The sequence below is a fragment of the Streptomyces sp. NPDC031479 genome (genome assembly GCF_055581065.1).
Genome location: NZ_JBVIKC010000004.1, coordinates 210,971 through 237,715, shown reverse-complemented (window position 1 = coordinate 237,715; position 26,745 = coordinate 210,971). Strand labels below are relative to the sequence as shown.

Here is a 26,745-nt window from a genome sequence, read left to right as displayed (position 1 = left end):
GAATGAGGCGTATCAATCTGAAACGCGTGCTGGTCGGTCAGCCCCTCGACACCGCGCGCCTGGGTGAGACCCTGCTGCCCAAGCGGCTCGCGCTGCCGATCTTCTGCAGCGACCCCCTCTCCTCCGTGGCCTACGCCACCGAGGAGATCCTGCTGATCCTCGCCCTCGGCGGGGTCGCGCTGCTCCACCTCACGTGGTACGCGGCCGCCGCCATCGTCTTCCTGCTGGTGGTCGTCATCGCCTCCTACCGGCAGACCTGCCACGCCTACCCCGGCGGCGGAGGCGCGTACATCGTCAGCTCCGAGAACCTCGGGCCGACCGCCGCCCTCACCGCCGCCAGCGCCCTGCTCGTCGACTACGTGATGACCGTCGCCGTGTCCGTGGTCTCCGGGGTCGACGCCATCACCTCCGCGATCCCCTCCCTCAGCGACCACGAAGTCGCCCTGTCCGTCGCCTTCGTGGTGCTGCTGACCCTGATGAACCTGCGCGGCGTGCGGGAGTCGGGCCGCGTCTTCGCCATCCCCACGTACGGTTTCGTGCTGGTCGTCTACGTGATGTTCGCCGTCGCCGCCGTCCGCTTCGCGACCGGGGACAGCGTCCGGGCCGAGTCGGCCGACCTGCCGATCCACGCCGTCGGCACCTACACCGGCTTCGCCGTGGTCCTCCTGGCCATGCGCGCCTTCGCCTCCGGCTGCACCGCCCTCACCGGCGTCGAGGCCATCAGCAACGGCGTCCCCGCCTTCGAGAAGCCCAAGGCCAGGAACGCTGCCACCACCCTCGCCGCCATGGGCGTGCTGTCCGTGACGATGTTCTCCGGCATCACCGTCCTCGCCATGGCCTACCAGGTGCACGTCGCGGCCGACCCCACCGAACTCGGACTGCCGCCCGGCACCCCGATGTCCACCGCGCTCGCCCAGATCGGCCGCGCCACCTTCGGCGACTGGCACTTCCTCTTCTACCTTCTCCAGGCCGTCACCGCCGGCGTCCTGATCCTCGCCGCGAACACCGCCTTCAACGGCTTCCCGATGCTCGCCTCGATCCTGGCCAAGGACCGTTACGCCCCGCGCCAGCTCTACAACCGCGGCGACCGGCTCGTCTACTCCAACGGCGTCGTGCTGCTCGCCCTCGCGGCCATCGCCCTGATCGTCGCCTTCGACGCCGAACTGACCCGTCTCATCCAGCTGTACATCATCGGCGTCTTCGTCTCCTTCACCCTCTCCCAGGCGGGCATGGTCCGGCACTGGCGGCGCGCACTCGCCTCGGCGGCCACGCCCCGCGCCGACCGGGTCCACATCCACCGCCGGCTCGCCATCAACGCGGTCGGCGCGTGCATGACCGCCGTCGTCCTGGTCATCGTCCTCATCACCAAGTTCACGCACGGCGCCTGGCTGGTCGTCATCGCCATGCCCGCGCTCTTCATCGGCATGAAGGGCGTCCGCCGCCACTACGACGTCGTCGCCCGCCAGGTCACCGTCGCCCCCGGGATCAAACCCCGCAGACCCGCCCGCCACCACGTCATCGTCCTCGTCGCCTCCGTCCACGCCCCCACGCTCAAGGCCCTCGGCTACGCTCAGGGGCTGCGGCCCGACACCCTCACCGCCCTGTCCGTCGCCGCCGACGAGGAGGACGCGCAGCGGCTGCGCGAGGCCTGGGCCGCGCACGACCCGGGGATCGCCCTGAAGGTCCTGCACTCGCCCTACCGCGAAGTGGTCGCACCGGTGATGGCGTACGTGGAGGAACGGGCGGCCGCCGAGGGCACCGACGTCCTGTCGGTGGTCATCCCCGAATACGTCGTCGGCCACTGGTGGGAGCAGCCCCTGCACAACCAGAACGCGCTGCGGCTCAAGGCGCGGCTGCTGTTCACCCCCGGGGTCGCGGTGATCGACGTGCCGTACCTGCTGGAGTCGGCGCGCCACCCCCGGCCCCGGGAGGAGCGGGAGGCGGGGGCTCCGCGCGGGTAGCGGGCCGCTGGGCCACCGCCGCGTGCGCCAGGGCCAGTTCGACCACGTGGGCCGGGTCGGAGAGGGCGCGGCCGGTGAGCTGCTCCAGGCGCCGCAGCCGGTTGGAGACGGTGTTGCGGTGGCAGTAGAGGCGCTGGGCGGCGTACGTCGTCGAGCCCCGGCAGGCCAGCCAGGTGCCCAGGGTGTCCAGCAGCACCCGCGCGTCCTCCGGGGGCAGCGCCAGCACCGGACCCAGCACCACCTCGCGCAGCCGGCCGGCGAGTTCCGGGTCGCCCGCCACCAGGGCCGCGGGGAGCCGCTCGTCCAGCAGGACGGCTCCGGCTCCGGTATCGGCCGCCTCCGGGGCGGTGCGCAGGGCGAGGACCGCGAGCCGGCGGGCCCCGGCCAGCGCCGCCGGCGCCGCCACCACGGGGCTGACCCCGACGGGCACCCCGAGCGGCGCGAGGACGTCGCGCAGCGAGTCCAGCGGATGGTGGCCCAGGTCGACGAGGCCGGTCTCCCCGTCGGTGCGCACCCGCCACAGCACCCGGGGCCCGCCCGCGTCCGCGCCCGGCCCGGAGCCGGCGCGGGCTCCCGGGGCGCCGGCGCCGAGGACGACCACGGCGTAGCGGCCCCGGTCCGCGAGCCCCAGCCGACCGGCCGCCGCGGCCACACCGCCGGCGGTGCCACCGCCGTCGAGCAGGGTGTCCAGCAGGGCCGCCCGCAGCTCCCGTTCGCGCTCGCCGCGGTCGGCCTCGGTCCGCAGGTACGCCTCCGACGCTGCGTCCGTCATCTGGTCCAGTACGTCCCACAGCGCCACCGCACCCGGGAGCAGCCCCGCAAGCTCCGCCCGGTCGTGCGCGGCCACCGCCTCGGTCAGGCTCTGCCACAGCAGGCGTCCGCCGCGCCGGTAGGTCCGCCGCAAGGAGGCGAGCGGCACCCCCTGTTCGGCGCGCAGGGCGCCGGTGGCGCGGGCGTCGGCCAGCTCGGCCGGCAGCCCCCGGGCGCCGCGGACCAGGCCGTCGACGGCCTGGGTCAGGGTGAGGTGGATCCGCTCGCGCAGCTCGGCCCGCCCGAGCCGGGCGGCGTAGGCGGGATCCTCGGTCAGGGTCCGGTCGGCGAGCCGCTCCGCGGCGATCCCGATCCGGCGCTCCAGGTCCTCGCGTATCTCCTCGATGATCCGCTCCATGACGGGCAGGGTTGCACGGGCGGGGCCGCGGTGGGGAGGGCCCGGAGCGCGAAGGTCCGCCGGCGTGTGCTGAGCACTGCGCGTGCAGTGCTCAGGAAAAGGCCCGTCCGCACCCCGTCCGCACCCCCTCCACACCCCAGGGATCCGCGCATGCGACAGAACCCGCAACGCCGAGCCGCCCTGCTCGACGCCGCCGAACTCGCGGGCCCGCCGGACACGGAGGTACTGCTGCGCCGGCTCCTGGAACGGATGCGCCGCGAGCGCAGCATCCACATCGCCGTGCTGGACTCCGGGCGCGGCCGAGTCCTTCCGGCCGTTTCCACCGCATCGCCGATCTCCATGTCCCCTCCCCGCCGGGCCCGTCCGGGTCCGCGGCCACGGAAGGACGGAAGGCGCCCCGGGCCCGGGGGCGGGCGGGGCGGCCGTGTACCACTGGCTGCGCACACCGAGCCGCCAGGGGTACGTTGAGAGGGGAGGAAGGGTCCTTCCGGCCGGCCGGTGATCTGCCGCCGATGTCGTGATCCGATCCCGGAAACGACCCCCTGATCACACTCTTGATCAGAAACGAACACGATCCGGCCAAGCTGCCACGCGCGACCGCGCATGTTCCAGCGGAAAATGCCAGAACGCCTTTTCGCAGAGTGGAAGTTGAGTAAGTTCCCTTCTTGTCGCGCCGTAGGACCGTGCATTCAGCACGTGCGGCCGGGAGGGGAGCCCGCGTGCCCGGGATCGACGAATGCCTGCTCGAAGCCATGGCCCTGCCGGGTGCGCGCGGGGCCGCGCTGGTCGACTGGAGCAGCGGACTGGCCCTCGGCACGGCAGGGGAGTCGCCCGTCGGTGACCACGAGACCACCGCCGCCGAGACTGCGGAGCTGGCCCGGGCGGCGGCCGAGTACGAGTCGTTCGCCCCCGCGCCGGGCGAGCCGGGCGCGGTCGGCGGTCCCGCCGCGGCGGGACCGCCCGTCGAGGACCTCATCGTCACCACGCGCACCGGCTACCACGTGCTCCGCTTCGTCGAGACGAGTTTCGACAGCAGCGTCTTCCTCCACCTCTGGCTCGACCGGACCGACGGCAACCTCGCCCTCGCCCGCCTCAGACTCCGTGCGCTGGCCGAAGGGCTGGTGCTCAGATGACCACCGCCGTCTCCCCGCTGCTCACCCGGCTCGCCGCCGAACGGGCCACCGGCGCCCTGCTCCGCGACCGCGGGACCCTCTTCCTGGAGGACGGCCGCGTCGTCCACGCCGAGAGTCCCTCCACCCCGGGCCTCGACGTCCTGCTCACCACCGGCGGAGGCCTCGCCCCCGAGCGCTGGAAGGAGGCGGTGGACGAGGCCGGAGGCCGCCGTCAGGTCGCCCGCTTCCTCGTGGACAGCGGAGGGCTCGCGGACGGCGAACTGGAGATCTGTCACCTCGCGGCGATCTTCGACGCAGCCTTCTTCGCGCTCTCGCCTGGCAGCGGCCCGTCCCGCTTCCGCCGCGGCGCCACCCACTGGATCGGCTCCGTCCGCTCGGTCCCCGCCGAGGCCGTCGAGCGCGAGACCCGCCGCCGCCGCGAGCTGCTGGACGCGGTGTGGCCCTACCCGCTGCTCGACATATCCCCGGTGGTGCCCCGGCAGGCCGCGCCCGGGCAGACGGTCACCGCGCGGCAGCGGATCCTCCTGGGGCAGGCCGACGGCGTGCGCACCCCCGCGGACCTGGCCTGGGTACTCGGCCGGCCCGCCTTCCACACCTTGCTCGACGTGCGAAGACTCGCGGCCGCCGGGCTCGTGGAGACTCCCCGTACCCGGCCGGTCCCGCTTCCGGCCGCCCCCCTGCCCGACTGGATCACCGAGTCCCAATCCCCGGACGTGGCTCTGCTCCGCCGGTTACGCGACGCACTGGAGGCAAGTCTGTGAGGCTCCCGCTGCGACCGGTTCTGCGAGCCGACCGTTCCGAGCGGAGGCCGCTCGAAGGGAGGAAGGCCGACATGAACACGGCGATGGTGCCCGCCGAGGCCGAAGCCGAGATACTCGCCGAGCTCCGGCGGCTGAGGGCCCGTGTCCCCCAGCTCACCGGAGCCCTGGCCGCGAGCGCCGACGGACTGGTGCTCGCCCAGGACAGCGCCGCCACCGAGGCCGAGTCCGTCGCCGCGCTGACCGCGGCCGCCCTCGGCGTCGCCCAGCGGCTCAGCGACTGCACCGGTCAGGGCGGTTTCCGCGAGCTCCTCGTGCGCGGGGAGAACGGATACGTCGCCACCTACGCCGCCGGCGAGACGGCCGTCCTCACCCTGATCGCGGAGCCGCGCGTCAACGTCGGACGGCTCCACCTGGAGGCGCGCCGCTCCAGCCTGCGGATCACCGAGCTGATCGACCGCAGCCTCGGCCGGCGGGGCCCCGCGACGCCGCCGGCCCTCGGCCCGGCGGGCCCGCCCTCCTGACCTTCTTCTCTCTTGGCAAACGACAGCACGTCAGACCCTCACGCACAACGGACAAGCGACAGCAGAAAGAGGAACCCCCATGGCCAACGTGGAAACCGCCCTCAAGGAAGCCACCACCACCATCGACGGGGCGCTCGGCGCGGCCCTCGTGGACTACGGCAGCGGCATGGCCCTCGGCACCATCGGAGGCAGCAAGGACCTGGACCTTTCGGTCGCCGCCGCCGGCAACACCGACGTGGTCCGCGCGAAGGTCCGCACGATGGAGATGCTGGGGCTGAACGACGAGATCGAGGACATCTTGATCACTCTCGGCAGTCAGTACCACCTGATCCGGCTGATGAAGGCGAGGGGCTCCAGCGGCTTCTTCCTTTACCTGGCCCTCGACCGGGGACGGGCGAATCTCGCGATGGCGCGGCACCAGCTGAGGAAGATCGAGGCCGAGCTGGAGATCTGAGGCACCCGAGGGGTCGTGACGGCGCGGTGGCGGGCGGTCGAATTCTTTGCCGTCCGCCCCGGCGGCCCCCACTGATATGTCCGGGATGGGCGGACTTTATCATCCTGTTACAGAGTAAGATGCTGTAATCAGCTGATCATTAACTCATCGACAAAGCAAAAAACGCTGGAGAACCTGCCACCCATGCCCCCGCGCCTGAGCATCGTCGTACCTGTCTACAACGTCGAGCTCTACCTCGACGAGTGCTTGGAGTCCATCGCAGCTCAGACGTTCGACGACTTCGAGGTCGTGATCGTCGACGACGGGTCCACGGACGCGAGCGCCGTCATCGCGAAGAACTTCGCGGAGCGTGACCAACGGTTCCGGGTGGTCCTCCAGAAGAACGCGGGTCTCGGTGCCGCCCGGAACGTGGGCTTCCGCCACCTCGCCGAGGGCACCGAGTACGTGGCCTTCGTGGACAGCGACGACACCATGCCGCCGTACGCCTACGAGAAGCTGATCGCGGCCCTCGACAAGACCGGCTCCGACTTCGCGGGCGGCAACGTCCGCCGCTTCCGATCCGTCGGCATGCAGCAGTCCTGGGGCCACCGGATCGCATTCGCGAACACCCGGCTGAAGACCCACATCTCCAAGTTCCCGGCGCTGGTCACCGACCGCACCGCGTGGAACAAGGTCTACCGGCGCAGCTTCTGGGAAGAGCACGGCTTCGCGTACCCGGAGGGCATCCTCTACGAGGACGCTCCCGTCAGCATCCCCGCCCACTACTTCGCCAAGAGCGTCGACGTGATCGGCGACGTCGTCTACCACTGGCGGGTCCGCGAGACCGGCGAGCGCTCCATCACCCAGCGCGCCACCGACCCGGTCTCCCTCACCGACCGCGTGACCTCCGTCCGCCTGGTCCGCGAGGCCCTCCTCGGCAAGCAGGGCGAGAAGTACGCCCGCTACCTGCGCGACTACGACCGCAACGTGCTGAGCGAGGAACTCCCCCTCATCTACAAGTACGTCGGCGAGGCCGGTCCCGAGTTCCGCGCCGCCTTCGTCAAGGAGGTCGGCGGCCTCATCCGGGAGATCGGCACCGAACCCTGGAGCGACCTCACCGTCGCCGACCGGCTCAAGGCCTACCTGGCCCGCGAAGGCCGTGTCGAGGAGTTCATCGCCCTCGTCCAGCACCAGAAGGACTTCACCTACAGCGTTCCGGTCAAGGGACTGGCCCGCCCGCAGGCCGACTACCCCTTCCTCAAGGCGCCCGTCCCGGCCAAGTTGCTCACCCTCGGCCCGCGCGAGCGCCGCGTCGTGAGCCGGGTGGAGCAGGTCGCCTGGAGCGACGGCAAGCTGCTGCTGCGCGGCTACGCCCTGCCCGGCCACATGGGCGCGGAGAGCCGCCTGGGCTCCCGCAAGATGCTGATCTTCCGTGAGAACGGCAAGCGCCGGCGCACCGTCGTCAACACCCGCACCGTCGCCTCCCCGATGGCCACCGTCAACAGCCCGCACCTCGCCCTGCGGCACGCGGACTGGGCCGGCTTCAGCGCCGTCGTCGACCCCACCGTCTTCCAGTCGGGCGGCAAGTGGCGCGAGGGCATATGGTCCACCTCCATCGCCGTCACCGGCGCCGGGGGCCTGCACCGCGCCCGTCTCAAGGGCGGCGAACACGACAGCGGACTCACCCCGCCGCCGTACTGGGCCACCCCCGACGTGCGCATCCTGCCGACCGTCTCCGGTGTCCTCACCGTCCAGGTCGAGATCGTCCGCGCCCGGGTCCTGGACGTCCGCGCCACCGGCGACGACGCCCTGGAGCTCACCGGCGAGCTCGCCGCCGAGGCCGGCACCGACGCCACCTTGCAGGCCACGCAGGCCGGCACCACCCTCACCTTCCCGCTCACCACCTCCGCGGCCCGCCCCGGCGGCCGGATCCCCTTCACCGTCACCGTGCCGCTCGCCGTCCTGGGCGAGGTACCCGACAGCGGGGGACAGGCCGGCGGATGGCGTCCCCGGCCGTGGAACCTCTCCGTGGTCCGCGCCGACGGAACCCGCCACCCCCTCGCCCACGACGAGCGCGGCGGCTTCACCAGCCTGGTCGCCCCGATCCCCGGCGATCCCGCCGAGCGCACCGTCTTCGCCAAGCGCGGAATGACCGGCCACCTGATCCTCTCCGTCCAGGCCTCCCCGCCGCTGGTCGACACGGTCACCGCCCAGGAGGGCGTCCTCACCCTCGGGGGCACCTTCCGCGCGCCCGCGAGCACCGCCGGCGAACCGTACGAGCTCGTCCTGCACAACCAGTACGGCATGGAGTTCAGCTACCCCGTCACCCGGGACGGCGACCGCTTCGAGGCCTCCTTCGAGCCCGTGCTCCCCGAGCCCTACGCCGGCCGCACCAGCCTCCCGCAGGGCCGCTGGTGGCCCACGCTGCGCCCGGCGGCCCAGGGCGGATCCACCGCCGGCCTGCTCGGCGTCGACCGCGGCGCGCCCGTCCAGCTCGTGGCGCCCGTCCTGACCTCCGGACCGCACGCCATCACCGTCCTCGGCCGCCGCATGCGCGTCGAAGCCCGCCTGCACGACCGGATGGCGCTGGTCTGCGACCCGGTCCTGAGCCCGCACGACCGCTCGCACTACGCCCAGCGCGTCGCCCGCGACGTGACCTACCCCGCGCAGCGCGCCCTGCCGGTCAAGGACATGGTCGTCTACGACACCTTCAAGGGGAACGGCGCGGGTGACTCGCCCCGCGCCGTCCACGAGGAGCTGCTGCGCCGCGGCGAGAAGCTGGAACACGTCTGGCTGGTGCGCGACGGCCGCGCCGAGGTGCCGCCGACCGCGCGCGCCGTCCAGTACGACAGCATGGAGGCCTGGGAGGTCCTGGCCCGCGCCCGCTACTACGTCGTCAACGACAGCGTTCCGCCGACCTTCTCCCGCCGCCCCGGCCAGACCGTCGTACAGACCTGGCACGGGACGCCGCTGAAGCAGATCGGCTACGACTTCACGCACGACTACTACACCAGCCCCGAGGTGCTGGAGGGGCTGCAGCACGACAGCGCCCAGTGGTCGCTGCTCGCCTCCCCCAGCTCGTACGCCACGCCCATCCTCCGGCGGGCCCTCGGCTACCAGGGCGAGGTCATCGAGGCCGGCAGCCCGCGCACCGACGCCCTGGTGCGCCCCGACGCGGCACGGATCGCCGAGGTCAGACGCCGGCTCGGCCTGCCGGACGGCAAGAAGGTCGTCCTCTACCTGCCCACCTGGCGCGAGAACCGCCTCGGCTGGACCGGCGGGTACAAGCTCGACCTGAGGATCGACCTGGACGCGGCCCGCCGCGAGCTCGGCGAGGACCACGTCCTGCTGGTGCGCGGCCACCACAAGGTGGGCGAACAGGTCCGCGAGGGCGTGCGCGACGGCTTCGTCGTCGACGTCTCCCGCTGGCCCGACACCACCGACCTGCTGCTCGTCGCCGACGTGCTGATCTCGGACTACTCCTCCGCGCTCTTCGACTTCGCGCTGACCGACCGGCCGATCCTGTTGTTCACGTACGACCTGGAGCACTACCGCGACACGCTGCGCGGCTTCACCTTCGACCTGGAGTCCAAGGCCCCCGGACCGCTCCTGGCGGACTCGCCGAGCCTGATCGCCGCCGTGCGCGACTCGGACGCGGTGGGCGCCGAGTACGCGGGGGCGCGGGCGGCGTTCCGCGCCGAGTTCTGCGACCTGGACGACGGCCACGCCGCCGCCCGCGTCGTGGACCGGATGCTCGCGATGTAGCCCGTACGGGTGGAAGTACGGACCGGTCCCGCGCCCACCGATGAGTTCGGGGCGCGGGACCTGTCTGTAGGTGGGGGACGGCAGCCGCCGCACCCCACCCCTCGCAGGGAGGCAGTCATGGCCAGTACCGGTTTCACCACGTGCCTGTGGTTCGACGGCGACGCGGAGGCCGCCGCCGACCACTACCTGTCGGTCTTCAAGGACGGCCGGCGCGGCAGGACCGCCCGCTACAACGAGGCCGGGCCCGGCCGGGCCGGTGACGTGATGGTCGTCGAGTTCGAGATCAACGGCCAGAAGTTCATCGGCCTCAACGGCGGCCCCCAGTTCCCCTTCACCGAGGCCATCTCCTTCCAGATCCACTGCCAGGACGAGGCGGAGGCCGACTACTACTGGGACGCCCTGACGAAGGGCGGCGGCGAGGAGGGCGCCTGCGGCTGGGTCAAGGACTGCTTCGGCGTGTCCTGGCAGGTCATCCCGCCCGGCGTCATCGACCTGGTGGCCGACCCGGACCCGGCCCGTGCGGCCCGCGCCACCGCCGTGATGATGAAGATGAAGAAACTCGACGCCACCGCCATGCGCCGGGCCGCCGACGGGGGCTGAACCTCCGGGCGGGCCGCGGGGGCGGTCGTCTCAGCCCGCCGCGATGCGGGCCAGCAGGGACGGGAGGGCGGTGCCGATCGGTTCGCGGACGATCTCGTCGGCCAGGGCGTCGTACGGGGTCTCCTCCGCGTTCACGATGATCAGACGGGCCCCCGCCTCCGCCGCCATCCCGGCCAGCGAGGCGGCGGGCTGGACCTGGAGGGTCGTACCGACGGCGATGAAGACCCGGCAGCCCTTGGCCACGGCCACGGCCTGCGCCAGGACCTCGGGATCGAGCCGTTCCCCGAACATCACGGTCGCCGTCTTCAGGATTCCGCCGCACGTCAGACAGGCCGGATCCGGCTCCCCGGCGGAGACCCGGGCCAGCGCCTCCTCCAGCCCGGTCCGGGCACCGCAGCCGGTGCAGACCACCGACCGGGCCGACCCGTGCAGCTCGAACACCTTGCGCGCCGGCATCCCGGCGAGCTGGTGCAGCCCGTCCACGTTCTGTGTGACCACGCGCACCGGGGTGCCCCCGCGTTCCAGCTCGGCGACGGCCAGGTGTGCCGCGTTGGGCCGGGGCGCGGAGGCCCAGACCTCGGCGCGCATCAGCCAGGAGCGCCGGCGGATCTCCGGATCGGCCATGTAGTACTCGTAGGTCACGAGCTTCTCGGCGTCCGGCTCACGCCTCCACAGACCCTGCGGCCCCCGGTAGTCCGGGATCCCGGAATCGGTGGACATCCCTGCCCCACTGAACACTGCGACGAGCGGCTTTCCCATGCGCCGACCCTACGCGGGCGCCGCTCCGGCCCGCGACCCCATTTGCCGCGTGCGGGCCGGGCTCCTGACGGCCGGTCAGGCCCTGCTGCGGCGCCCCCCGCGGTCTGGTACAACACCGGACATGACGGGATTCGAGATCGGCGGCGCGAGCGCCGCCGACATGGAACTGCTGCGCGGCTGGGCCGAGGCGGAAGGCTGGAACCCGGGCGACAGCGACCGTTTCGCCTTCGCGGTGGCCGATCCGGAGGGCTTCCTCGTCGGACGCCTCGACGGGGATCCGGTGGCCTGCGTCTCCGCCGTGCGCTACGGCACCTCGTACGGGTTCATCGGCTTCTACATCGTCCGCCCCGACCAGCGCGGCCGGGGGTACGGCCTGCGGCTGTGGAACGCGGCGACGGAGCGGCTGGCCGGCCGGCTCACCGGCCTCGACGGGGTGGTGGAGCAGCAGGCCAACTACCGCAAGTCCGGATTCCGTTCCGCCTGGACGAACATCCGCTTCGAGGGGGTCCCGGACGCCGGCGGGGAGGACGGCGCCGTGCGGACCGTCGACGCGGCCTCGCTGCCGTTCGACCGGCTCGCCGCCTACGACCGCCGGTTCTTCCCGGCGCCCCGCGACGCGTTCCTCTCCGCCTGGACCGCCCTGCCCGGCCGGACCGCCCTCGCGGCCGTCCGCGACGGGCGGATCGAGGGCCTCGGCGTGATCCGGCCGTGCGGGGCGGCCTCCCGGATCGGTCCGCTCTACGCGGCCACCCCGGAGGTGGCCGCCGCCCTGGTGCGGGGGCTCGCCGGGTACGCCCCCGGAGGGGAGGTCGCGGTGGACGCGCCCGACGTGAACCCCGCCGCGGCCACCCTGCTGGCCGGGCTCGGGCTGCTCCCGTCGTTCGAGACGGCCCGCATGTACACCGGCCCGGCGCCCGATGTGGATACGGCCGGACTGTACGGGGTCACCAGTCTCGAACTGGGCTGAGGGCCGGGCCGCCGCGGCGCGGGGCCGGACGGCGGTCGCACGGCGCCGCCCGGCGCACCGGGGGGAGGGGGCCCGGCCGGGACCCGGGGCTCAGACGCCGAACAGCACTCCGGTGCTGGCGTGCAGGCCGCACGGGTTGGCGAACGTGTAGGTGTAGCTCAGCCGGCGCCCCTGCCACACGCCGTCGGCGGTGACCGTCACCGGGTCCCACTCCCTGGTGCACCTGACGTTGGGCCGGGGCGCGGTGAGGGCGTCCAGGGCGGGGCCGTTCGCCTTCAACTCGGAGCAGGCGGCGGCGGGGTCGGGGTGGGTGCCGCCCGGCCGGGGCGCGCACACCAGCGTCACCGCCCGCAGCACCGTACCGTGGGCGGCGTCCGGTCCGGCCGTCACGCTGACCACGAGCGCGGACGGCGCGTACATGCTCTGCGCACCGGACGGAGCCGCGTCGGCGGCTCCGGTGCCGGCCAGCGCGGTGAGGGCGGTGAGCGCCATTGCTCCGGAAGCCAGTCCCAGGCTCCTGGTGATGGACCGCATTTCGAACACTCCTCGGCTCGGTGTTTCGGATAACGGACGGGAGTCTTGCCGATCCGGAGCGTGAACGCCCGTTCGTACCGCTGTTTCTCGTCACCGATCGTGAGCGCATGTGTGCAGTCCGCAGCGACGGCACCCGTCGTGACCTGTGGGGGAGCGGACCGCCGAATCGGCTGAACACACCCCCCGGAAAGGGGTTGGCACGGCGACCGCGGAGCTCGGGCCGGTCAGCGGGTGGCCCCCGTGCGGGGGGCGTAGAGGTCCAGCAGCCGGGTCCTGGTCTGGTGGAGCCGCACGGCGAGGACCCGTCCGACCCAGTGCCCCACGGCCGAGCCGAAGGCCGGGTCGGCGTCCATGAGCAGCCGTACCGTCTCGCCGTCGAACTCGTAGGCGCGTACCGGGGTCATCGCCTCGGCGCTCAGCTGCCACACGTACGGCGGGAACAGCCAGGACCAGCCCACGAGCTCCCCGGGTCCCAGGCTCTCGACGGGCGCCGGCCGGTTGCGGCCGGGCAGGGGGATCTCCAGGGTCACCGTGCCCGAGCGGACGATCCAGAAGGACCGCGCCGGGCCGCCCTCGTCGAAGAGCCTCGCGCCCTCGGGGAAATTGACCTCGCGCGCGTGGGACATCAGCCGCCCGCGGTGCTCGGCGGACAGGACGGCGGCGATGCGGATGGGGGAAGGTGTGCTCACGACAGCCTCCGATCACGACCCCCCGCAACCTGCTGGTCTCCCCAGTGTCGCCGACCCCGGCCCGGATCACGGCATGCCGCGGCCCGGTGCCGCGGCGGCCGGTACGGTCGGTCGCCCGCCACCGCCCGGGGTGGCGCACCCCTGTTCCGGAGCGTCGCCCGCGACCCGCCGGAGGAAACCCTTCCGGTGGAGTCCGGCGGCTACTCCTCGGCGTTGGCCTCCAGGCAGGCCAGCTCCATCGCGTCGAGCACCGCCTCGTGGCTGCGCCGGCTCAGCTCCGCGACGTTCTCGATCTGTGCGGTCGCCCAGGCGGCCAGCGTCATCACCAGCACGCGCAGCCCGTCGGTGCCGTGCTCGGCGAGGATCGCGTCCGCGACGACCATGGCCTCCTCCGGTACCTGCTCCGGGGGCTCCAGCCCGGCGAGCCCGCGCAGCATCGCGAGGGTCCGGCGGGAAATCTCCGGTGTCATCCTCGCCAGCCGCATGTCTTCTTCGTCGTCCATCAGCCCCACCCTCCGGTACGCGCGCCCGTCCCCTGGGTGCACCGTAGGGGGAGGCGGGCCCGCGCGGGGCGGTTTTGCCGGGCAGGGCCCGTGGGGAGGGGTGGCGCGGACCCGCCCGGGTTGACGGCTCCGGGGCTCCGGAGCGGGGCCGCCGAAGCCTTCCCTGTGACACGACCGACCGGTAACTTGTGCGCCGCAGCCGCCCGGACCGGGGCGGCCGGAGCCGGCGGGAGCCGACATGAAGAGCCTTCTACGGGTGGTGCTGAGCGTGCTGCTCCTGGCGGGCGGGGCCCTTCCCGCCGTCGCCGCGCCCGCACCCCCACCCGCGCCGGAGGCCGCGCCGCCCGCGGCCGCCGACGCCGCCTGGACGCCCCCGCTCTCCACCCGGGGCCGCTACATAGTGGACGCCCGGGGCGAGCGCTTCCGCCTGCGCTCCGGCAACTGGGACGGCGCCCAGGGCTCCTGGAGCGGCTCCGGAGACCGGAACGACCCGGCCACCCACCACGCGGGCCAGGACTCCCACGGCATACCGCTCGGCCTGGACCGGGTCGCGCTGCCCACCCTGCTCGCCGACTTCCGCGCGCTCGGGCTCAACAGCGTCCGGCTGCCCTTCTCCAACGAGATGCTGCACACGGCCGCTCCCGTCCCGGACTCCGCCGTCGCCGCCAACCCGGCCCTGCGCGGCCGCACCCCGCTCCAGGTCTACGACGCCGTCGTGAGCGCCCTCACCGACGCCGGGTTCGCCGTCATCCTGAACAACCACACCGGCACCACCCGCTGGTGCTGCGGCCTCGACGGCAACGAACGCTGGAACAGCGGCCGTTCCACCGCCCAATGGGCCGACGACTGGGTCTTCCTCGCCCGCCGCTACCGCGACAACCCGCGCGTGGTCGGCGCCGACCTCTACAACGAGGTCCGCCGCGACACCTGGGACGACCCCAACTGGGGCCTGGGCGACGCCCACGACTGGCAGGCCGCCTCCCAGGAGGCCGCCGACCGGATCCTCACCGAGGCCAACCCCAACCTGCTCATCGTCATCGAGGGCATCAACTGGACGGGCATCCCCCTGGACGGCCTCCCGCACGGCCGGCCCACCCTCACACCCGTCCGCACCCTGTCCCACACCCTCGTCGTCTCCGGCAAGCTGGTCTACTCGGCCCACTTCTACGGGTACACCGGCCCCCACCACAGCGGCGCGACGGGCCTCGGCGAGACCCACGACCTCCGCTACCAGGACATGACCCCCGCCCAACTCCGGCAGACCCTCTACGACCAGGCCTTCTTCGTCTCCGCCGAGACGGGCACCCACTTCACCGCCCCCGTCTGGATCAGCGAGTTCGGCATCGGCGCGGACGAGAGCGGAGCCGTCCCGCGCGCCTGGTTCCAGAACTTCACCGGCGAGCTCGCCGCCTCCGACGCAGACTTCGCCTACTGGCCCCTCGTCGGCTGGAGCACCACCGCACAGGGCGCCCCGGGCGGTGACAGCTGGGCGATGCTCCGCTACGACGCCACCGGCCGCCGCACCGGGGTCCTCGACGCCGCCGACTGGCGCACCACCCCGTGGACGGCCCTCGCGACCGCCCCCGGCCGCACCGGGCCGGTCCCCGCCGGCCCCGCCTGGTACCAGCTGGACACCTCCCACCGCGACCACGTCGCCTCGCTGCGCACCCGCGCGGCCGGGGACTGGGACGTCGGTGCCCGCAAGGCGGTCTGCCCCGACGGTGCCCGCCTGGCGGGCCTGAGCCACACGGGCGGGTACGGCCTGTGCTCCACCTCGGACCTGCGCGCCCCGGCCGGCGGCCAGACGGTGGTCCGTGACGAGGCGTACGTCCCCGCGGGCGGCGACTGGGCCGGCGGCTACACCAAGTTCCAGTGCCCGGCGGGGCAGTTCCTCATCGGGTACAGCGAGCGGGGCGAGCGGGTCTCGGCGGCCCTGTGCGCCCCGGCCCGCGGCGCACTGCCGACGGACGGCGGGCGCACGGTCTGGTTCGACCGCGGGGACAACCGGCCGGAGGGCGCCGCGGGCGGCGACTTCGCCTCCGGGCACTACAAGGGGCAGTGCCTGCCGACCGAGTACGCGGCGGGCATCGCCTTCACCACGCGCGTCGGCTCCCGCCCTTCCCCGGCGGCCCTCCTGTGCCGGACCCTGCCGGCCGCCTGAACGCGGTCCGTCCGGGGGCCTCAGCCCCCGGACGGACCCGCCGCGCGCAACAGCCGGGCCGTCTCCGCGTGCCCGCCGCGCAGCGCCCACTCCAGCGGGGTCGGGCCCTCGCCGTCGTCCTCCCGAAGCGCGGGGTCGGCGCCGCCCGCCAGCAGTGCCGCGACCGCGGCGGCGTGCCCCCAGGCGGCCGCCCCGCACAGCGGGGTGCCGTCGGTGGGCCCGCCGCTCTGGGCGTCCGGGTCGGCGCCGCCCGCGAGGAGGTCCCTGACCGCTCGCTCCGCACCGGCGACGGCGGCCGCGTACAGGGCGGTGGTGCCCTCGGAGTCGGCCGCGGCCGCCGGGGCGCCGGAGCGCAGCAGCGCCGCCACCCGGGGCGCGTCACCGCGCGCGGCCGCCCCGACGAGCAGACCGGACAGCCGCTTGCGCTCGCGCAGGTTCACACCTCCCCCAGCAGGGCGGGCAGTTCGCGCATGTCGGTGAAGACCGTCGTGCCCGCTCCGGCGAGGGCCGAGGCGGGGGTCAGGCCGCCCGCGTAGCCCAGGGAGCGCATGCCGGCCGCGCGGGCCGCCTCGACGCCCGGCCGGCTGTCCTCGACGACCACGCAGGCCGACGGGTCGACCCCCATGCGGGCGGCGGCGTACAGGAACAGGTCCGGGGCCGGCTTGCCGCGCGGCACCTCGGTGGCGCTGTGGATGCGGCCCGCGAAACGGTCGTAGAGGCCGGTGCGGCCCAGGGTGTGCCGCATCTTCTCGTGGGACCCGCTGGAGGCGACGCAGGTGGGCAGGGTGATCCGGTCGAGCGCCTCGGGCAGGCCGTCGACCGGGGCGAGGCCCGCGTCCACGGCCTCGGCGTGCATGCGGGCGAAGGATTCGTCCCACTCGTGGGCCGCCCGGTCCCCGAGCCGGGCGGCCACCTGTTCCCGTACGGAGGCGCTGGAGCGGCCTATGAAGCGGCTCACCACCTCGTCCTCGGTGAGCGGCCAGCCGAGCCGCTCACCGAGGGCCACCTGCACACGGGCGGCGATGCGCTCGCTGTCGACGAGAACCCCGTCGCAGTCGAAGATCACCAGCTGGACGGGTCCGTTCGCAACGATCATGCAGGAAGGTTAGGCGACGTGCCGCGCGCCGGGTTCAGGGGTTGCACTTGAGCGTGAACACGAAGAAGTCCTGCGCCTTGCCCGCGAGCAGGGTGGCCGACACGACGGGTGCGGGGTCCGCGGCCTTCGTGCGGGGGGTGGACCTGACGACGAACGAAGGCGCGGCCGTCTCCGGGCCGGTGAACTTCAGTGTCGGATTGCTGTTCTTGCCGCTGCTGCCGGTCCATTGCAGGTCTACGTCTCCGGTGCCGCTACCCGCGACCTTGCCCGTGAAGGTGACGTTCTGTGCCACCGTGCAGTCGACGGAAGCAGGGGTGGTCGACGCACCCGTGATGTCCACGTCGGAGACGCGGACGGCGGTCGTGGTCGTCCTGGCCGGCTTGCCGCAGGTGATCGTCCTCTTGCCCTGGTTGTTCCCCTGGACCGTCGCGTTGTAAGTGCCCTTCTTGACGTCCTCGTTCGTTGCGGCGCCCGCCCCGTCGGTGGTGAGGGTGAACTTCTCCGGGCCGGTGATCCGGACGCTCTGGTTGGACCTGAAGCCGGTCAGCGTGAGGTCGAACTCCTGGGGATTGGTATTGGGCGCCGCCACCAGCGCGCAGGCCGCCTGGGGAACCGCAGCGGGGGCCGACGACGCCACCGCCGCACGGGCCATCGTGGACGGCATGGCGACGGCGGACACCAGGAGTGGGGTGAGCAGTGCGTAGCGAGCGTGCCGATTCATGCGTTCCCTCCTCGGCTGGGGAAGCATCGGGTCGATGAGCGGACGCCCACCGGTGGCGCGCACCGTCGGCGCGGCCGTGTGCGGGGCCTCACGGGATCCGGTCCGCGTACGGCGGCCCCGGGGCCTGGGCGTCCTTTTTCAGCCTATCCCGGGGGCCGGGCCGCAGCACCCCGGGCGGCCCGGCCCGCCGGTCCGTTCGGCATCCGATGGGTCAAGTCGGATGACCGGCCCGCCGATTCGTCCTAGGGTGCGCCCGTACGCACGGCCGTGCGCCCGTCCGCCGGGCCCGGCCGTACGTCGGTGTGCCGCGCCTCCCGCGCGGCGCACGCGCAGCGCAGTACCCACGTACACCGAACTGGGGGGTCCATGCGTAGATCCAGAGGGCTGGCGGCCGCTCTCGCCCTGTCCCTGGCCGGCTCCGGCGCGGCCGTCGGCCTCGGCCTCGTCCCGCAGGCGGCGGCCATCACCCCGCCCGTAGCCTTCACCGCCGATCCACTGCCCACCTGGCAGCCCAACGGGGTCGTCTGGGCCCTCGCAGAGGCCGGCGGCACCGTCTTCGTCGGCGGCACCTTCTCCACCGTGCGCCCGCCCGCGGGCGGCGGGGGCACCGAAAGACCGGCGGTGAACTTCGCGGCCTTCGACGCCGCGACCGGCGCCCCCACCTCCTGCGACCTGTCGTTCACCATCGGCAGCGGCACCGCCACCGTCCGCGCGCTCACCCTCTCCCCGGACAAGAAGACGCTCTACGCGGGCGGCTACTTCGGCGCGGTCAACGGCACCCCGGTCTCCAGCATCGCCGCCATCGACGTGGCGACCTGCACCGTGAACCAGTCCTTCCGGCCCGCCTTCGCGGCCACCGTCCGCGCCATCGCCGTCACCGACGACACCGTGTACGCGGGCGGCGACTTCCTCACCGTCGCCGGCCAGCCCCGCCAGCGCTTCGCGGCGGTCGGCGCGACCGACGGCGCGCTGCGCCCCTTCAGGGCCGACGCCGACGACCCGGGCCGCGCCGTGGAGGTCACCCCGGACGGCGGAAACGTTCTGCTCGGCGGGGACTTCTTCACCGTCAACGGTACGAACACCCACGCCCTGGCCGTCGTCGACGCCGCCAGCGGGGCCCTCACCAAGACCTACCCGGGCTTCATCGAGACCAACTCCGTCGTCAAGGACATCGCCACCGACGCCACCGGCTTCTACACCGCCAACGAAGGCACCGGCGGCGGCGTCTTCGACGGCCGCATCGCCCTGAACCTGTCCGACTTCAACCAGCGCTGGCGCGACACCTGCCTGGGCGCCACCCAGGCCGTCCTGCCGTACCGGAGCGTGCTCTACAGCGCCTCGCACGCGCACGACTGCTCCAGCGTCGGCGAGTACCCCGACGGCCAGCGCCACCACCTCCTCGCCCAGCCGACCACCAGCGTCGGCAAGCTGGGCTGGGCCCCCGACACCAACGACGGCATCGGCGAGGGCATCGGCCCGCGCGTGATGACCGTCGGCTCCAAGGCGAGCACGCCCTACCTGTGGGTCGGCGGGGAGTTCACCACCGTCAACGGTGCGGCGCAGCAGAGCCTGACGCACTTCTCCTCCACCGACGACACGGGCGCGCCCACCACCCCCGTGGCGAGCGCGGCGGCCTTCCGGCCCGGCGAGGTCCAGGTGCGCTGGCGCACCAGCCTCGACCTGGACGACAGTGCCCTGACCTACCGGATCTACCGCAACGGCGCGGCCACCCCGATCGGCACGGTCACCGCGGACTCGCTGTTCTTCAAACGCCCGCAGGCCTCCTGGACCGACACCACCGCCCAGGCCGGCCAGTCCTACACCTACCGGGTCACGGCCACGGACGCCGCGGGGAACGTCAGCGCCCCCTCGGGCACCGTGAGCGTGACCGTCCCGACGTCGGCGGACGCGTACCCGAGCCAGGTCCGCGCGGACGGCGCCCAGCTCTACTGGCGCTACGACGAATCGTCCCTGCCGTACGTCGCGGACTCCTCCGACGGCAACCAGGCCGGCGTGCACCAGAACGCCCCGGCACTGCGCCAGTCCCCGGGGGCGGTCGGCGGCGCGAGCACGGCGATCGGCTTCAACGGCACGAACGCCCACGTCTACGGGGACCGTCGGCAGAACGTCGGCAGCACCTACAGCATCGAGACCTGGTTCAGGACGGGCACCACCCAGGGCGGGAAACTGGTCGGCTTCGGCAACCAGCAGATCAACGGCAGCAGTCAGTACGACAAGCACGTCTACATGACCAATGACGGGCGGCTGGTCTACGGCGTCTACACCGGCGCCACCCGCACCATCACCACCGCCGCCTCCTACAACGACGACAAGTGGCACCACGTCGTCGCCACCCAGGGTCCCGGCGGGATGACCCTGTACGTGGACGGCGCGCAGAAGGGCACGCTGAACGTCACCACGCACGAGAACTTCACCGGCTACTGGCGGGTCGGCTTCGACGGCCTCGGCGGCTGGCCGGACCGCCCCACGAGCGAGCACTTCGCGGGTCTGATCGACGAGACCGCCGTCTACCCGGGCGTCCTGAGCGCGGCGCAGGTGCAGAACCACTACACCCTCGCCTCCGCCCCGGCCGACACGGTCCTCCAGGTCACCGCGTCCGAGGACACGTACGCCAACGCGGGCGCCCCGGACGGCAATTACGGCACCTCCGGCTCCCTCGCGGTGCGCGGGACCTCCCTGTACACGAGCTACCTGCGCTTCGGCCTGCCCGCCGCGCCCGCCGGGACCGTGCTCAAGTCGGCCACGCTGAGCGTCAAGACCAGCACCATGGCGGGCGCCGGGACCACGGACACCGTCTCGGTGGTCCCGGTGACCGGAGCGTGGTCGGAGGCCGGGACCACGTACAACAACCGTCCGGGCCTGGGCGCCACGGCGCTCGGCACCTTCCCCGGCGTCCCCGACGGGTCCGCGGTCCACACCGCCGGTCTGGACACGGCGGCGCTCGCGGGCGCGCTCGGCGGCTCCTACGGCCTGGCGCTCACCAGCGCCGGGACGGACGCGCTGTGGCTGTGGTCCTCGGAAGCCGCCGCGAACGAGGGGACGCCTCGGCTGACCCTGACCTTCGGCGCGCCGTAGCACCGGGACGGCCGCAACGGCAGGGGGCGCGGACCCGTCGGGGTCCGCGCCCCTCCGCGCCCCTCCGCGCCCCTCCGCGCCCCTCCGCGCCCCTCCGCGCCCCTCCGCGCCCCTCCGCGCCCCTCCGCGCGGTGCCGCGGTCAGCCCGCGGGTCGGTCCGGCGGCCGGTGCGCGGGTTCCACCTCCAGGAAGCGCCGGCCCCGCGGGCCCCGGTACAGCAGGCATTCCCAGCCGTGCCGTTCCAGCTCCGCCGCGCAGGCCGTCAGCCGCTCCCGCTCCTCCTGTGCCGCCCCGCCCCCGGGCGGCCCCGGCCAGCTCACCTCGACCCGGCCCGTGCCGGTGCCGGACGGCGCCACCCGGTAGCCCGACCGGCAGCGCCGCCCCCGGGCGTCCACCGCCGACGGCGGGAACCCGGCCGCCTCCAGCACCAGGGCCACCGCGCGCGGCATCAGCCGCAGCTCCCACGGCGCGGGCACGTCCTCCCGGCCCCCGAGCAGGCGCCGGATCCGCAGCAGCCCCTCGTACGCGGTGCGCAGCTCCGCCGCCCGCGCCGGGCCGCCGTCGGCCTCCGGGCCGTCGCCCCCCGAGGGCTCGAAGCCCCGCTCCCGCTCCGCGTCCGGCACCCCGCACCACCCCTTCTGAGTACATCGTGCGCAACGGCCTGAGTATGCGCGCCGATTCCCCGCCGCGGCGCCGCTGCTGGAATGACGGCATGACATCGGCGACCGCCCCCGACCCCGCCCCCGCGACCCACCCCCGCCTGCGGCAGGTGGGCGCGGCGGGCTCCGCGCTGGCCGTGGCCCTGGTGCCGCTCGTCGTGGGCGTGCTCGTGGCCAAGGGGATGGCCGCCGACCCGCACGTCCCGGTCAACGCCCTGATCAGCGGCGGCGGGCAGCGCGCCGGGCTGCCGCGCGCCGAATGGCGCCGCCGCGGCCACGACACGGTGCGGCGGCTGCGGACCGTCCGCCGGGAAACGGTCCGCCGCTGCGCCGACGTCCGCGGCCGGCGCCGTCCCGCCGCCTGAGCGGGCGCGGACGCCGCCCGCGCCGGGGTCAGGCGACCGGGCGGATCCGCTCGCCGGTCGCCGCGCGGAGGACGTGCGCCAGCCGGTCGCGGGCCTCGGTCTGGGCCGCGATGCGCCGGTCGAGGACCGCGAGGCGGTCCAGCGCCACCCGCAGGCCCTTGTCCGAGGGCGGCGCGGCGGCCACGTCCCCGTCCAGGCAGGGCAGGAACACGCGTACGTCGTCCAGTGTGAGCCCCGCGGCCAGCAGGTGGCGGATGTTGCGGACCCGCACCACGGCCCGCTCGTCGTAGACGCGGTAGCCGTTGGGCGCCCGTTCGGAGCAGATCAGCCCGGCCTGCTCGTAGTGGCGCAGCGCGCGGGCGGTCGTACCCGTCGCCCCGGCCAGCTCGCCGATCCGCATGCCCCCGCCTCCCGCACCGTTTCCCGTACCGCTTCCCTCACGCCACCACCGCACCGCCGTCGACCGGGAGCACCACACCGGTGACGAACGACGCGTCCGGCGAGGCGAGTTGGGTGATGGCCCAGGCTACCTCCCCGGGACGGCCGATCCGGCCCAGCGGGGTGTGCGCCACCTGCCAGTCCCGCACCGAGGCCCTGCGCTCCGGTGTCAGCCCCTGGTGCTCGCCGATGGGGGTGTCGACCGCGCCCGGGGCCACCGCCACCACCCGGATCCCGCGCGGCGCCAGCTCCACCGCCCAACTGCGGGTGAGCAGTTCCAGGGCGGTCTTGGTCGCCGCGTAGACCGAGTTGCCGGGCCAGGCCCGCTGTCCCACCGACGTGCTGACGTTGACGATCACCCCGCCCGACGCCTCCAGCAACGGCAGTGCGGCCTGCGCCAGCAGGACGGGGGCCACGAGGTTGGTCGAGAGCTGCGCGCCGATCAGCTCCGGTGTCAGAGTGCCCAGGGCGCCGCCGCGCACGATGCCGGCGTTGTTGACCAGCACGTCCAGTCGGCCGTACCTCCCGGCCACGGCCGCTACGAGCCGCTCGGGCGCGTCCCCGTCGGTGATGTCGAGGGGCAGCGCGGTGATCCGGTCGTCCCCCGCCGCGGTCTCCCGGAGCGGATCGGCGCGCCGTCCGACGGCCACCACGTGGGCGCCCCCGGCGGCGAAGGCACGGGCCGTGGCCCGGCCTATGCCGCTGCCGGCGCCCGTGACGGCGACGACCTTCCCGGAGGGGGCCGCGGCACGCTGCGTGCCGCCCGCGCCGTCCGTGCCGTCCGTGCCGCCTGTACTCCGACTGCTGCTCGCGCTGTTCATGCCGGTCATCGTGCAACCCTGCCGCCGGCGGCAGGGTCAAACCCGGCCCGGCCCGCGGGGTCAGGGCAGCAGTGGCTCCTGGAGCTCGGTGACCCACAGGTCCCGGTCCTCGGGGCAGTCCAGGTTCAGCTCGCGCGCGTATCCGGACGAGCGGTGGCCGTTCGCGTCGATCCACCGGGCCAGGGCCTGCGCCGTCGGCAGCACCCCGTCCATCGAGCCGCGGTGCACCACGGTCGCCGCCCGCTCGATCCCGGGCAGTTCGACGATCCGCACCCCTGCGCCCAGGTCCTCGGCGCGGACGGCCGCGGCGACCGGGAGCCCGGCGTGCACCAGGACGGATCCCGGCTCGCCGCCGGGAGCGGGCTCGTAGTGGGCCAGGCCCGGACCCGTCGGGACCACCCCGGCGCGCTCGATCCGGGAGCACAGGTCCTCGTACAACGGGCCGATGACCGGCCCGATGTCCTGCGGGGCGTAGCTGGCGGCGACCCCGGTCAGTTCCGCCAGGCGGACCGGCGGCAGGCTCTTCACGACGATCTCTTCGGTGGGCATGGTTCCCTCGTTCTCGATGGACCGGAGCCTCGTCTCGACCTGCGTGAGCCGGGCGGCGGCCTCGGCCGCGGCGCTCTCCAGCTCCGCGCGGCGCAGCCGCAGCATCCCGCGCAGCTCCTCCGCGCTCACCTTCGCGTCGAGGATCGTCCCCACCTGTTCCAGGCTGAAGCCGAGCTCCTTGAGCGCGATGACGCGGTTGAGGCGGGCGAGCTGCCCGGCCTCGTAGGACCGGTAGCCGGTCACGGGGTCGACACGTGCGGGACGCAGCAGTCCGAGGGCGTCGTAGTGACGCAACATACGGACCGACACCCGGCCGTGCTTGGCGAAATCTCCGATGCTGAACATGACGTGCTCCAGTGGACGGCCTGACACGGTGTGAGGGTCAAGTCTCCCCGGGAGTGCCGGGCGAACCCCCTGGTGGGGGCCGTCCAAGGGAGGCGGGGCCGGGTCAGCGCCCGTACTGGCGCACGCACAGGTCGACGACCGCGGGCGGGAGCGCGCCCTCCGCCGCGGCGCACACCTCCTCCCCGCGCGGCGTACGCGGCGCCGCCGGCCGGGGCACGTGCGGCGCGGGCCCCGGCGGCCGTACCCGACGGGGCGCCGCCGGCTTCACGGGCCGTTCGGCGGGCCGGTGGACCGTGCGCGGGAGTGCGGGCTCCGGCCCGGCCGGGGAGGGCGTCGGGTCAGCCTCGGGGATCTCGCCCAGCGGCAGCGGCAGGGACCCGCCCGGCGGCACCGCGGCGGCCCGGTGGGCGGGGGAGCCGTCGGGTCCGTCGGCCGCGTCGGGGGCGTCGACGGGCGGGACGGAGCCGCGCGCCGGGCCGGGACCGCCGGACTCCGGGGTGACGCAGACGCACCCGGCGCTCGCGAGGAGCGCGAGGAGGGAGAGCGGCAGGGCGGCCCGGCGTAACTGCATCCGACCACCATGCCGTAGTCCGGGGCGGCCCGGTTCCACGGCTCACGCGTCCGGGTGAAGCGGTCCGGGGGGCGAGGGCGCCGCAACGGGCGGGCCACCCCGTTGCCGAATCGATTCGTCACGGGGAGGCCGCACCCGGCGCGGACGGTCGCAGAATGGGGCGCGAACGCGATCGGCACGGCACGGCAGTGCGGGCGGCGGGGGAGGCGCGACCCCCGGAGCCTGGTGCCGCCGTGCCCCGTTCACCCGTCCGCCCGCCTTCTGCCGTACGGAGTGCCGAGCATGACCGAACCCGCCGCGTCCAGTGTTCCCGAACCGGGCCCGGAACCCGGCCCCGGATCCGAGCCCCGCAGGGGATGGGCGGCCGTGTCGGCCGTCTCCCTCGGGATCTTCTGCCTGATCACCTCCGAGCTGCTGCCCATCGGACTCCTCACCCCGGTCGGCGCCGCCCTCGGCGTCTCCGAGGGAACGGCGGGCCTCATGGTCACCGTCCCCGGGGTCGTCGCGGGCTTCTGCGCGCCCCTGGTGGCCGTCGGCGCGGCCCGTCTCGACCGGCGCCACGTGCTGTGCGTCCTGGTCGCGCTGATGGCCGTCGCCAACCTCGTGGCCGCGCTCGCCCCGGACTTCGCGGTGGTGCTGGCCGCCCGCCTGCTCGTCGGCGTGGCCGTCGGCGGGTTCTGGGCCATCGCGGGCGGTCTCGCGGTCCGGCTGGTGCCCCCGCACCACGTCCCCCGGGCCACGGCCCTGATCTTCGGCGGCGTCCCCACCGCCTCGGTGCTCGGCGTTCCGGCCGGGACCCTGCTCGGCGAACTCGGGGGCTGGCGCACCGCCTTCGCGGCGGTCGGTGTCCTCGGAGCCGTCACCGCCACCGCCCTGCTCCTGCTGCTGCCGCCGCTGCCGACCGCCCGCCGCGTCACCGCGCGCGAACTCCCCGTCCTGCTGCGCCGCGACCGCGGGGTCCGGGCCGGGGTGACCGTCACCTTCCTGGTGGTGACCGGCCAGTTCGCCGCGTACACCTTCGTCCGCCCCGTCCTGCGGGAGGTCTCCGGCATCGACGCCTCCTACGTCAGCACCCTGCTGCTCGGCTACGGCCTCGCGGGGGTCGCGGGCAACTTCCTGGCCGGCCCGCGCGACGCCCGTCGTACGCTGCTGGCCGTCAGCGTCACCCTGGGGGCGGCGCTGACGCTGATCGCCCTGCTGCCGGGGGCCGTCGCCGGGACCGGCCTGCTGCTCGTGTGGGGGCTGGCGTACGGCGGGGTGTCGGTCAGCCTCCAGGGCTGGATGCTGAGGGCGGCGCCGCAGGCCGCCGAGGCCGCCTCCGCCCTGATGGTGGCCATGTTCAACTTCGCGATCGCGGCGGGCGCGCTCGTCGGCGGGCTCGCCGTGGACGGAATCGCGGTGCCGGCCGCCCCGTTGAGCGGGGCCGCCCTGATGGCGGCGGCCGCGGGGGCGGTGGCGTTCTCGCTCCTCCGGGGACGGGACGGCCGCCGGGGGCCCGGCCCCGACGGAGGCGTCCCCGAGCACGCGGACAACCGGTCGGCGGAGCCGGGGAGCCGGGTCCGTCCCGCGCAGAAGGGAAGGATGGGGCGGATCGGACACCCGGCTTGACCGGAGCGCCCCCGGACGTAAAGAGTCCGCTCAAGAGGCACCACATGAGCCGCACTTCGGAGAGACCTGGAATGTCGATGTCCGCCCGCTCCACGCTCCCCCCGGCCGCCCTCGGCGGTTCGCCCGTCCGGGGCGCGGTGGCCGACGGGCCCGGCACTCCGGACGCGGGTACCGCGCCGACCGGCGCGGACACGACGGTCCCGTTCCCGACCGGGGGCGCCACCGCGCCCGCCGCGGGGGCGGGAACGGCCCCGGCCGCCCGGCGGCGCGAGGCCTGACCGGCGGGACGGGGGCCGGTACCGCACCGCCGCACCGGCCCCCGACCGTGCCGGGAGACGATCGTGTTCCCACACCCCGATGAGAGGGCCCCCGAGTCCGCCGACCGCCGGCTCGTCCGCCCCTACGTGCCCCCCACGGGTCCCGCGACCCATCAGGCGGCCCCCACCCGTCCCATGCCCCGGGCGGTGGCGGCTCACGCCGCGTCGTCCGCCCCGGCACCGTCCGGTCCGCCGCTTTCCGCT

Annotated in this window: 26 protein-coding genes; 13 read left to right on the top strand and 13 right to left on the bottom strand. The window is 74.2% G+C overall.

The window, feature by feature from the left end:
* Positions 1-2 precede the first annotated feature (2 nt).
* Positions 3-1,961, top strand: a complete 1,959-nt coding sequence (locus tag ACZ5D2_RS07490; RefSeq protein WP_371680159.1) for an APC family permease — start codon at positions 3-5, stop codon at positions 1,959-1,961.
* Here the strand turns inward: ACZ5D2_RS07490 and ACZ5D2_RS07485 are convergent.
* Positions 1,861-3,129: a helix-turn-helix domain-containing protein gene (locus tag ACZ5D2_RS07485; RefSeq protein ID WP_371680160.1), complete on the bottom strand. Its 1,269-nt coding sequence runs from the start codon at positions 3,127-3,129 to the stop codon at positions 1,861-1,863. The two genes, ACZ5D2_RS07490 and ACZ5D2_RS07485, sit on opposite strands and share 101 nt — an antisense overlap.
* A gap of 719 nt (positions 3,130-3,848) precedes the next feature.
* Here ACZ5D2_RS07485 and ACZ5D2_RS07480 point away from each other — a divergent pair.
* The 6 genes from ACZ5D2_RS07480 (at position 3,849) to ACZ5D2_RS07455 (ending at position 10,342) form a co-directional block, all read left to right on the top strand.
* Entirely contained in the window at positions 3,849-4,262 is a 414-nt protein-coding gene (locus ACZ5D2_RS07480; RefSeq protein ID WP_266836806.1) for a hypothetical protein, read from the top strand.
* Positions 4,259-5,023 (top strand): transcriptional regulator, encoded by a 765-nt coding sequence (locus ACZ5D2_RS07475; protein WP_371680162.1) that lies wholly within the window; start codon positions 4,259-4,261, stop codon positions 5,021-5,023. Before ACZ5D2_RS07480 ends, ACZ5D2_RS07475 begins: the two co-directional genes overlap by 4 nt.
* 71 nt (positions 5,024-5,094) lie before the next feature.
* Positions 5,095-5,544, top strand: coding sequence for a roadblock/LC7 domain-containing protein (locus tag ACZ5D2_RS07470; protein WP_371680163.1), 450 nt, complete (start codon positions 5,095-5,097; stop codon positions 5,542-5,544).
* A gap of 79 nt (positions 5,545-5,623) precedes the next feature.
* On the top strand, positions 5,624-5,998 hold the full coding sequence (locus ACZ5D2_RS07465; protein ID WP_266836800.1) for a hypothetical protein: 375 nt from the start codon (positions 5,624-5,626) through the stop codon (positions 5,996-5,998).
* A 183-nt stretch (positions 5,999-6,181) separates the two neighbouring features.
* Complete coding sequence (locus ACZ5D2_RS07460; RefSeq protein ID WP_371680164.1) at positions 6,182-9,742, top strand: bifunctional glycosyltransferase/CDP-glycerol:glycerophosphate glycerophosphotransferase; 3,561 nt, start codon at positions 6,182-6,184, stop codon at positions 9,740-9,742.
* A gap of 117 nt (positions 9,743-9,859) precedes the next feature.
* The gene (locus ACZ5D2_RS07455; protein ID WP_371680165.1) at positions 9,860-10,342 is read left to right on the top strand and encodes a VOC family protein; all 483 of its coding nucleotides are present in this window, start codon (positions 9,860-9,862) and stop codon (positions 10,340-10,342) included.
* A 30-nt stretch (positions 10,343-10,372) separates the two neighbouring features.
* On the opposite strand, the gene ACZ5D2_RS07450 is transcribed toward ACZ5D2_RS07455, so the two are convergent.
* Positions 10,373-11,101 (bottom strand): SIR2 family NAD-dependent protein deacylase, encoded by a 729-nt coding sequence (locus ACZ5D2_RS07450; RefSeq protein ID WP_371680166.1) that lies wholly within the window; start codon positions 11,099-11,101, stop codon positions 10,373-10,375.
* Between the two features lie 121 nt (positions 11,102-11,222).
* On the opposite strand from ACZ5D2_RS07450, the gene ACZ5D2_RS07445 reads away from it, so the two are divergent.
* A complete protein-coding gene (locus ACZ5D2_RS07445) occupies positions 11,223-12,068 on the top strand; it encodes a GNAT family N-acetyltransferase (RefSeq protein ID WP_371680167.1) in 846 nt (281 codons plus the stop codon).
* Positions 12,069-12,158: 90 nt separating this feature from the next.
* On the opposite strand, the gene ACZ5D2_RS07440 is transcribed toward ACZ5D2_RS07445, so the two are convergent.
* The 3 genes from ACZ5D2_RS07440 to ACZ5D2_RS07430 all read right to left on the bottom strand — a co-directional run bounded on the left by ACZ5D2_RS07440 (position 12,159) and on the right by ACZ5D2_RS07430 (position 13,794).
* Positions 12,159-12,602 carry a subtilase-type protease inhibitor gene (locus ACZ5D2_RS07440; protein ID WP_371680168.1) on the bottom strand — a complete coding sequence of 148 codons (444 nt, stop codon included), beginning with the start codon at positions 12,600-12,602 and terminating at the stop codon, positions 12,159-12,161.
* A 224-nt stretch (positions 12,603-12,826) separates the two neighbouring features.
* Positions 12,827-13,291 (bottom strand): Crp/Fnr family transcriptional regulator, encoded by a 465-nt coding sequence (locus tag ACZ5D2_RS07435; RefSeq protein WP_371680170.1) that lies wholly within the window; start codon positions 13,289-13,291, stop codon positions 12,827-12,829.
* A gap of 200 nt (positions 13,292-13,491) precedes the next feature.
* Positions 13,492-13,794: a hypothetical protein gene (locus ACZ5D2_RS07430; protein ID WP_030231436.1), complete on the bottom strand. Its 303-nt coding sequence runs from the start codon at positions 13,792-13,794 to the stop codon at positions 13,492-13,494.
* A 238-nt stretch (positions 13,795-14,032) separates the two neighbouring features.
* Here ACZ5D2_RS07430 and ACZ5D2_RS07425 point away from each other — a divergent pair, with 238 nt between their 5' ends.
* Positions 14,033-15,955: a glycoside hydrolase family 5 protein gene (locus ACZ5D2_RS07425; protein WP_371680171.1), complete on the top strand. Its 1,923-nt coding sequence runs from the start codon at positions 14,033-14,035 to the stop codon at positions 15,953-15,955.
* Between the two features lie 20 nt (positions 15,956-15,975).
* Here ACZ5D2_RS07425 and ACZ5D2_RS07420 read toward each other — a convergent pair whose 3' ends face one another.
* Genes ACZ5D2_RS07420 through ACZ5D2_RS07410 form a run of 3 tightly spaced genes read right to left on the bottom strand, consistent with a single transcriptional unit; the run spans position 15,976 to position 17,772 of the window.
* Positions 15,976-16,395 (bottom strand): ankyrin repeat domain-containing protein, encoded by a 420-nt coding sequence (locus ACZ5D2_RS07420; protein WP_371680172.1) that lies wholly within the window; start codon positions 16,393-16,395, stop codon positions 15,976-15,978.
* Positions 16,392-17,051 (bottom strand): HAD family hydrolase, encoded by a 660-nt coding sequence (locus ACZ5D2_RS07415; protein WP_371680173.1) that lies wholly within the window; start codon positions 17,049-17,051, stop codon positions 16,392-16,394. Before ACZ5D2_RS07415 ends, ACZ5D2_RS07420 begins: the two co-directional genes overlap by 4 nt.
* A gap of 34 nt (positions 17,052-17,085) precedes the next feature.
* Positions 17,086-17,772 carry a hypothetical protein gene (locus tag ACZ5D2_RS07410; RefSeq protein ID WP_371680174.1) on the bottom strand — a complete coding sequence of 229 codons (687 nt, stop codon included), beginning with the start codon at positions 17,770-17,772 and terminating at the stop codon, positions 17,086-17,088.
* Between the two features lie 366 nt (positions 17,773-18,138).
* Between ACZ5D2_RS07410 and ACZ5D2_RS07405 the strand changes: the two genes are divergently transcribed.
* Positions 18,139-20,868: a DNRLRE domain-containing protein gene (locus ACZ5D2_RS07405; protein ID WP_371680175.1), complete on the top strand. Its 2,730-nt coding sequence runs from the start codon at positions 18,139-18,141 to the stop codon at positions 20,866-20,868.
* 140 nt (positions 20,869-21,008) lie between these two features.
* Here ACZ5D2_RS07405 and ACZ5D2_RS07400 read toward each other — a convergent pair whose 3' ends face one another.
* The gene (locus ACZ5D2_RS07400) at positions 21,009-21,491 is read right to left on the bottom strand and encodes a hypothetical protein (protein ID WP_371680176.1); all 483 of its coding nucleotides are present in this window, start codon (positions 21,489-21,491) and stop codon (positions 21,009-21,011) included.
* Between the two features lie 89 nt (positions 21,492-21,580).
* Here ACZ5D2_RS07400 and ACZ5D2_RS07395 point away from each other — a divergent pair, with 89 nt between their 5' ends.
* A complete protein-coding gene (locus ACZ5D2_RS07395; RefSeq protein ID WP_371680177.1) occupies positions 21,581-21,892 on the top strand; it encodes a hypothetical protein in 312 nt (103 codons plus the stop codon).
* 28 nt (positions 21,893-21,920) lie between these two features.
* Here ACZ5D2_RS07395 and ACZ5D2_RS07390 read toward each other — a convergent pair whose 3' ends face one another.
* The 4 genes from ACZ5D2_RS07390 to ACZ5D2_RS07375 form a co-directional block, all read right to left on the bottom strand.
* Entirely contained in the window at positions 21,921-22,292 is a 372-nt protein-coding gene (locus ACZ5D2_RS07390) for a MerR family transcriptional regulator (RefSeq protein WP_371680178.1), read from the bottom strand.
* Positions 22,293-22,329: 37 nt separating this feature from the next.
* Positions 22,330-23,151 (bottom strand): SDR family NAD(P)-dependent oxidoreductase, encoded by an 822-nt coding sequence (locus ACZ5D2_RS07385; protein WP_468927858.1) that lies wholly within the window; start codon positions 23,149-23,151, stop codon positions 22,330-22,332.
* 60 nt (positions 23,152-23,211) lie between these two features.
* Positions 23,212-24,045, bottom strand: coding sequence for a MerR family transcriptional regulator (locus ACZ5D2_RS07380; RefSeq protein WP_371680180.1), 834 nt, complete (start codon positions 24,043-24,045; stop codon positions 23,212-23,214).
* 103 nt (positions 24,046-24,148) lie between these two features.
* Positions 24,149-24,616, bottom strand: a complete 468-nt coding sequence (locus ACZ5D2_RS07375) for a hypothetical protein (RefSeq protein ID WP_468927854.1) — start codon at positions 24,614-24,616, stop codon at positions 24,149-24,151.
* Between the two features lie 282 nt (positions 24,617-24,898).
* On the opposite strand from ACZ5D2_RS07375, the gene ACZ5D2_RS07370 reads away from it, so the two are divergent.
* Both ACZ5D2_RS07370 and ACZ5D2_RS07365 read left to right on the top strand, forming a co-directional pair.
* Entirely contained in the window at positions 24,899-26,224 is a 1,326-nt protein-coding gene (locus tag ACZ5D2_RS07370) for an MFS transporter (protein WP_468927851.1), read from the top strand.
* A gap of 44 nt (positions 26,225-26,268) precedes the next feature.
* Positions 26,269-26,502, top strand: a complete 234-nt coding sequence (locus ACZ5D2_RS07365; RefSeq protein ID WP_371680183.1) for a hypothetical protein — start codon at positions 26,269-26,271, stop codon at positions 26,500-26,502.
* Positions 26,503-26,745 lie beyond the last annotated feature (243 nt).

What these genes read in the sequence shown, in the direction of transcription:
- ACZ5D2_RS07490 (WP_371680159.1), top strand. Translation starts at nt 3, where the DNA reads ATGAGGCGTATCAATCTGAAACGCGTGCTGGTCGGTCAGCCCCTCGAC.
- ACZ5D2_RS07455 (WP_371680165.1), top strand. Translation starts at nt 9,860, where the DNA reads ATGGCCAGTACCGGTTTCACCACGTGCCTGTGGTTCGACGGCGACGCG.
- ACZ5D2_RS07370 (WP_468927851.1), top strand. Translation starts at nt 24,899, where the DNA reads ATGACCGAACCCGCCGCGTCCAGTGTTCCCGAACCGGGCCCGGAACCC.
- ACZ5D2_RS07450 (WP_371680166.1), bottom strand. Translation starts at nt 11,101, where the DNA reads ATGGGAAAGCCGCTCGTCGCAGTGTTCAGTGGGGCAGGGATGTCCACC.
- ACZ5D2_RS07475 (WP_371680162.1), top strand. Translation starts at nt 4,259, where the DNA reads ATGACCACCGCCGTCTCCCCGCTGCTCACCCGGCTCGCCGCCGAACGG.
- ACZ5D2_RS07395 (WP_371680177.1), top strand. Translation starts at nt 21,581, where the DNA reads ATGACATCGGCGACCGCCCCCGACCCCGCCCCCGCGACCCACCCCCGC.
- ACZ5D2_RS07445 (WP_371680167.1), top strand. Translation starts at nt 11,223, where the DNA reads ATGACGGGATTCGAGATCGGCGGCGCGAGCGCCGCCGACATGGAACTG.
- ACZ5D2_RS07425 (WP_371680171.1), top strand. Translation starts at nt 14,033, where the DNA reads ATGAAGAGCCTTCTACGGGTGGTGCTGAGCGTGCTGCTCCTGGCGGGC.
- ACZ5D2_RS07405 (WP_371680175.1), top strand. Translation starts at nt 18,139, where the DNA reads ATGCGTAGATCCAGAGGGCTGGCGGCCGCTCTCGCCCTGTCCCTGGCC.
- ACZ5D2_RS07415 (WP_371680173.1), bottom strand. Translation starts at nt 17,051, where the DNA reads ATGATCGTTGCGAACGGACCCGTCCAGCTGGTGATCTTCGACTGCGAC.
- ACZ5D2_RS07385 (WP_468927858.1), bottom strand. Translation starts at nt 23,151, where the DNA reads ATGAACAGCGCGAGCAGCAGTCGGAGTACAGGCGGCACGGACGGCACG.
- ACZ5D2_RS07375 (WP_468927854.1), bottom strand. Translation starts at nt 24,616, where the DNA reads ATGCAGTTACGCCGGGCCGCCCTGCCGCTCTCCCTCCTCGCGCTCCTC.
- ACZ5D2_RS07460 (WP_371680164.1), top strand. Translation starts at nt 6,182, where the DNA reads ATGCCCCCGCGCCTGAGCATCGTCGTACCTGTCTACAACGTCGAGCTC.
- ACZ5D2_RS07365 (WP_371680183.1), top strand. Translation starts at nt 26,269, where the DNA reads ATGAGCCGCACTTCGGAGAGACCTGGAATGTCGATGTCCGCCCGCTCC.
- ACZ5D2_RS07485 (WP_371680160.1), bottom strand. Translation starts at nt 3,129, where the DNA reads ATGGAGCGGATCATCGAGGAGATACGCGAGGACCTGGAGCGCCGGATC.
- ACZ5D2_RS07465 (WP_266836800.1), top strand. Translation starts at nt 5,624, where the DNA reads ATGGCCAACGTGGAAACCGCCCTCAAGGAAGCCACCACCACCATCGAC.
- ACZ5D2_RS07390 (WP_371680178.1), bottom strand. Translation starts at nt 22,292, where the DNA reads ATGCGGATCGGCGAGCTGGCCGGGGCGACGGGTACGACCGCCCGCGCG.
- ACZ5D2_RS07430 (WP_030231436.1), bottom strand. Translation starts at nt 13,794, where the DNA reads ATGGACGACGAAGAAGACATGCGGCTGGCGAGGATGACACCGGAGATT.
- ACZ5D2_RS07440 (WP_371680168.1), bottom strand. Translation starts at nt 12,602, where the DNA reads ATGCGGTCCATCACCAGGAGCCTGGGACTGGCTTCCGGAGCAATGGCG.
- ACZ5D2_RS07410 (WP_371680174.1), bottom strand. Translation starts at nt 17,772, where the DNA reads ATGAATCGGCACGCTCGCTACGCACTGCTCACCCCACTCCTGGTGTCC.
- ACZ5D2_RS07470 (WP_371680163.1), top strand. Translation starts at nt 5,095, where the DNA reads ATGAACACGGCGATGGTGCCCGCCGAGGCCGAAGCCGAGATACTCGCC.
- ACZ5D2_RS07380 (WP_371680180.1), bottom strand. Translation starts at nt 24,045, where the DNA reads ATGTTCAGCATCGGAGATTTCGCCAAGCACGGCCGGGTGTCGGTCCGT.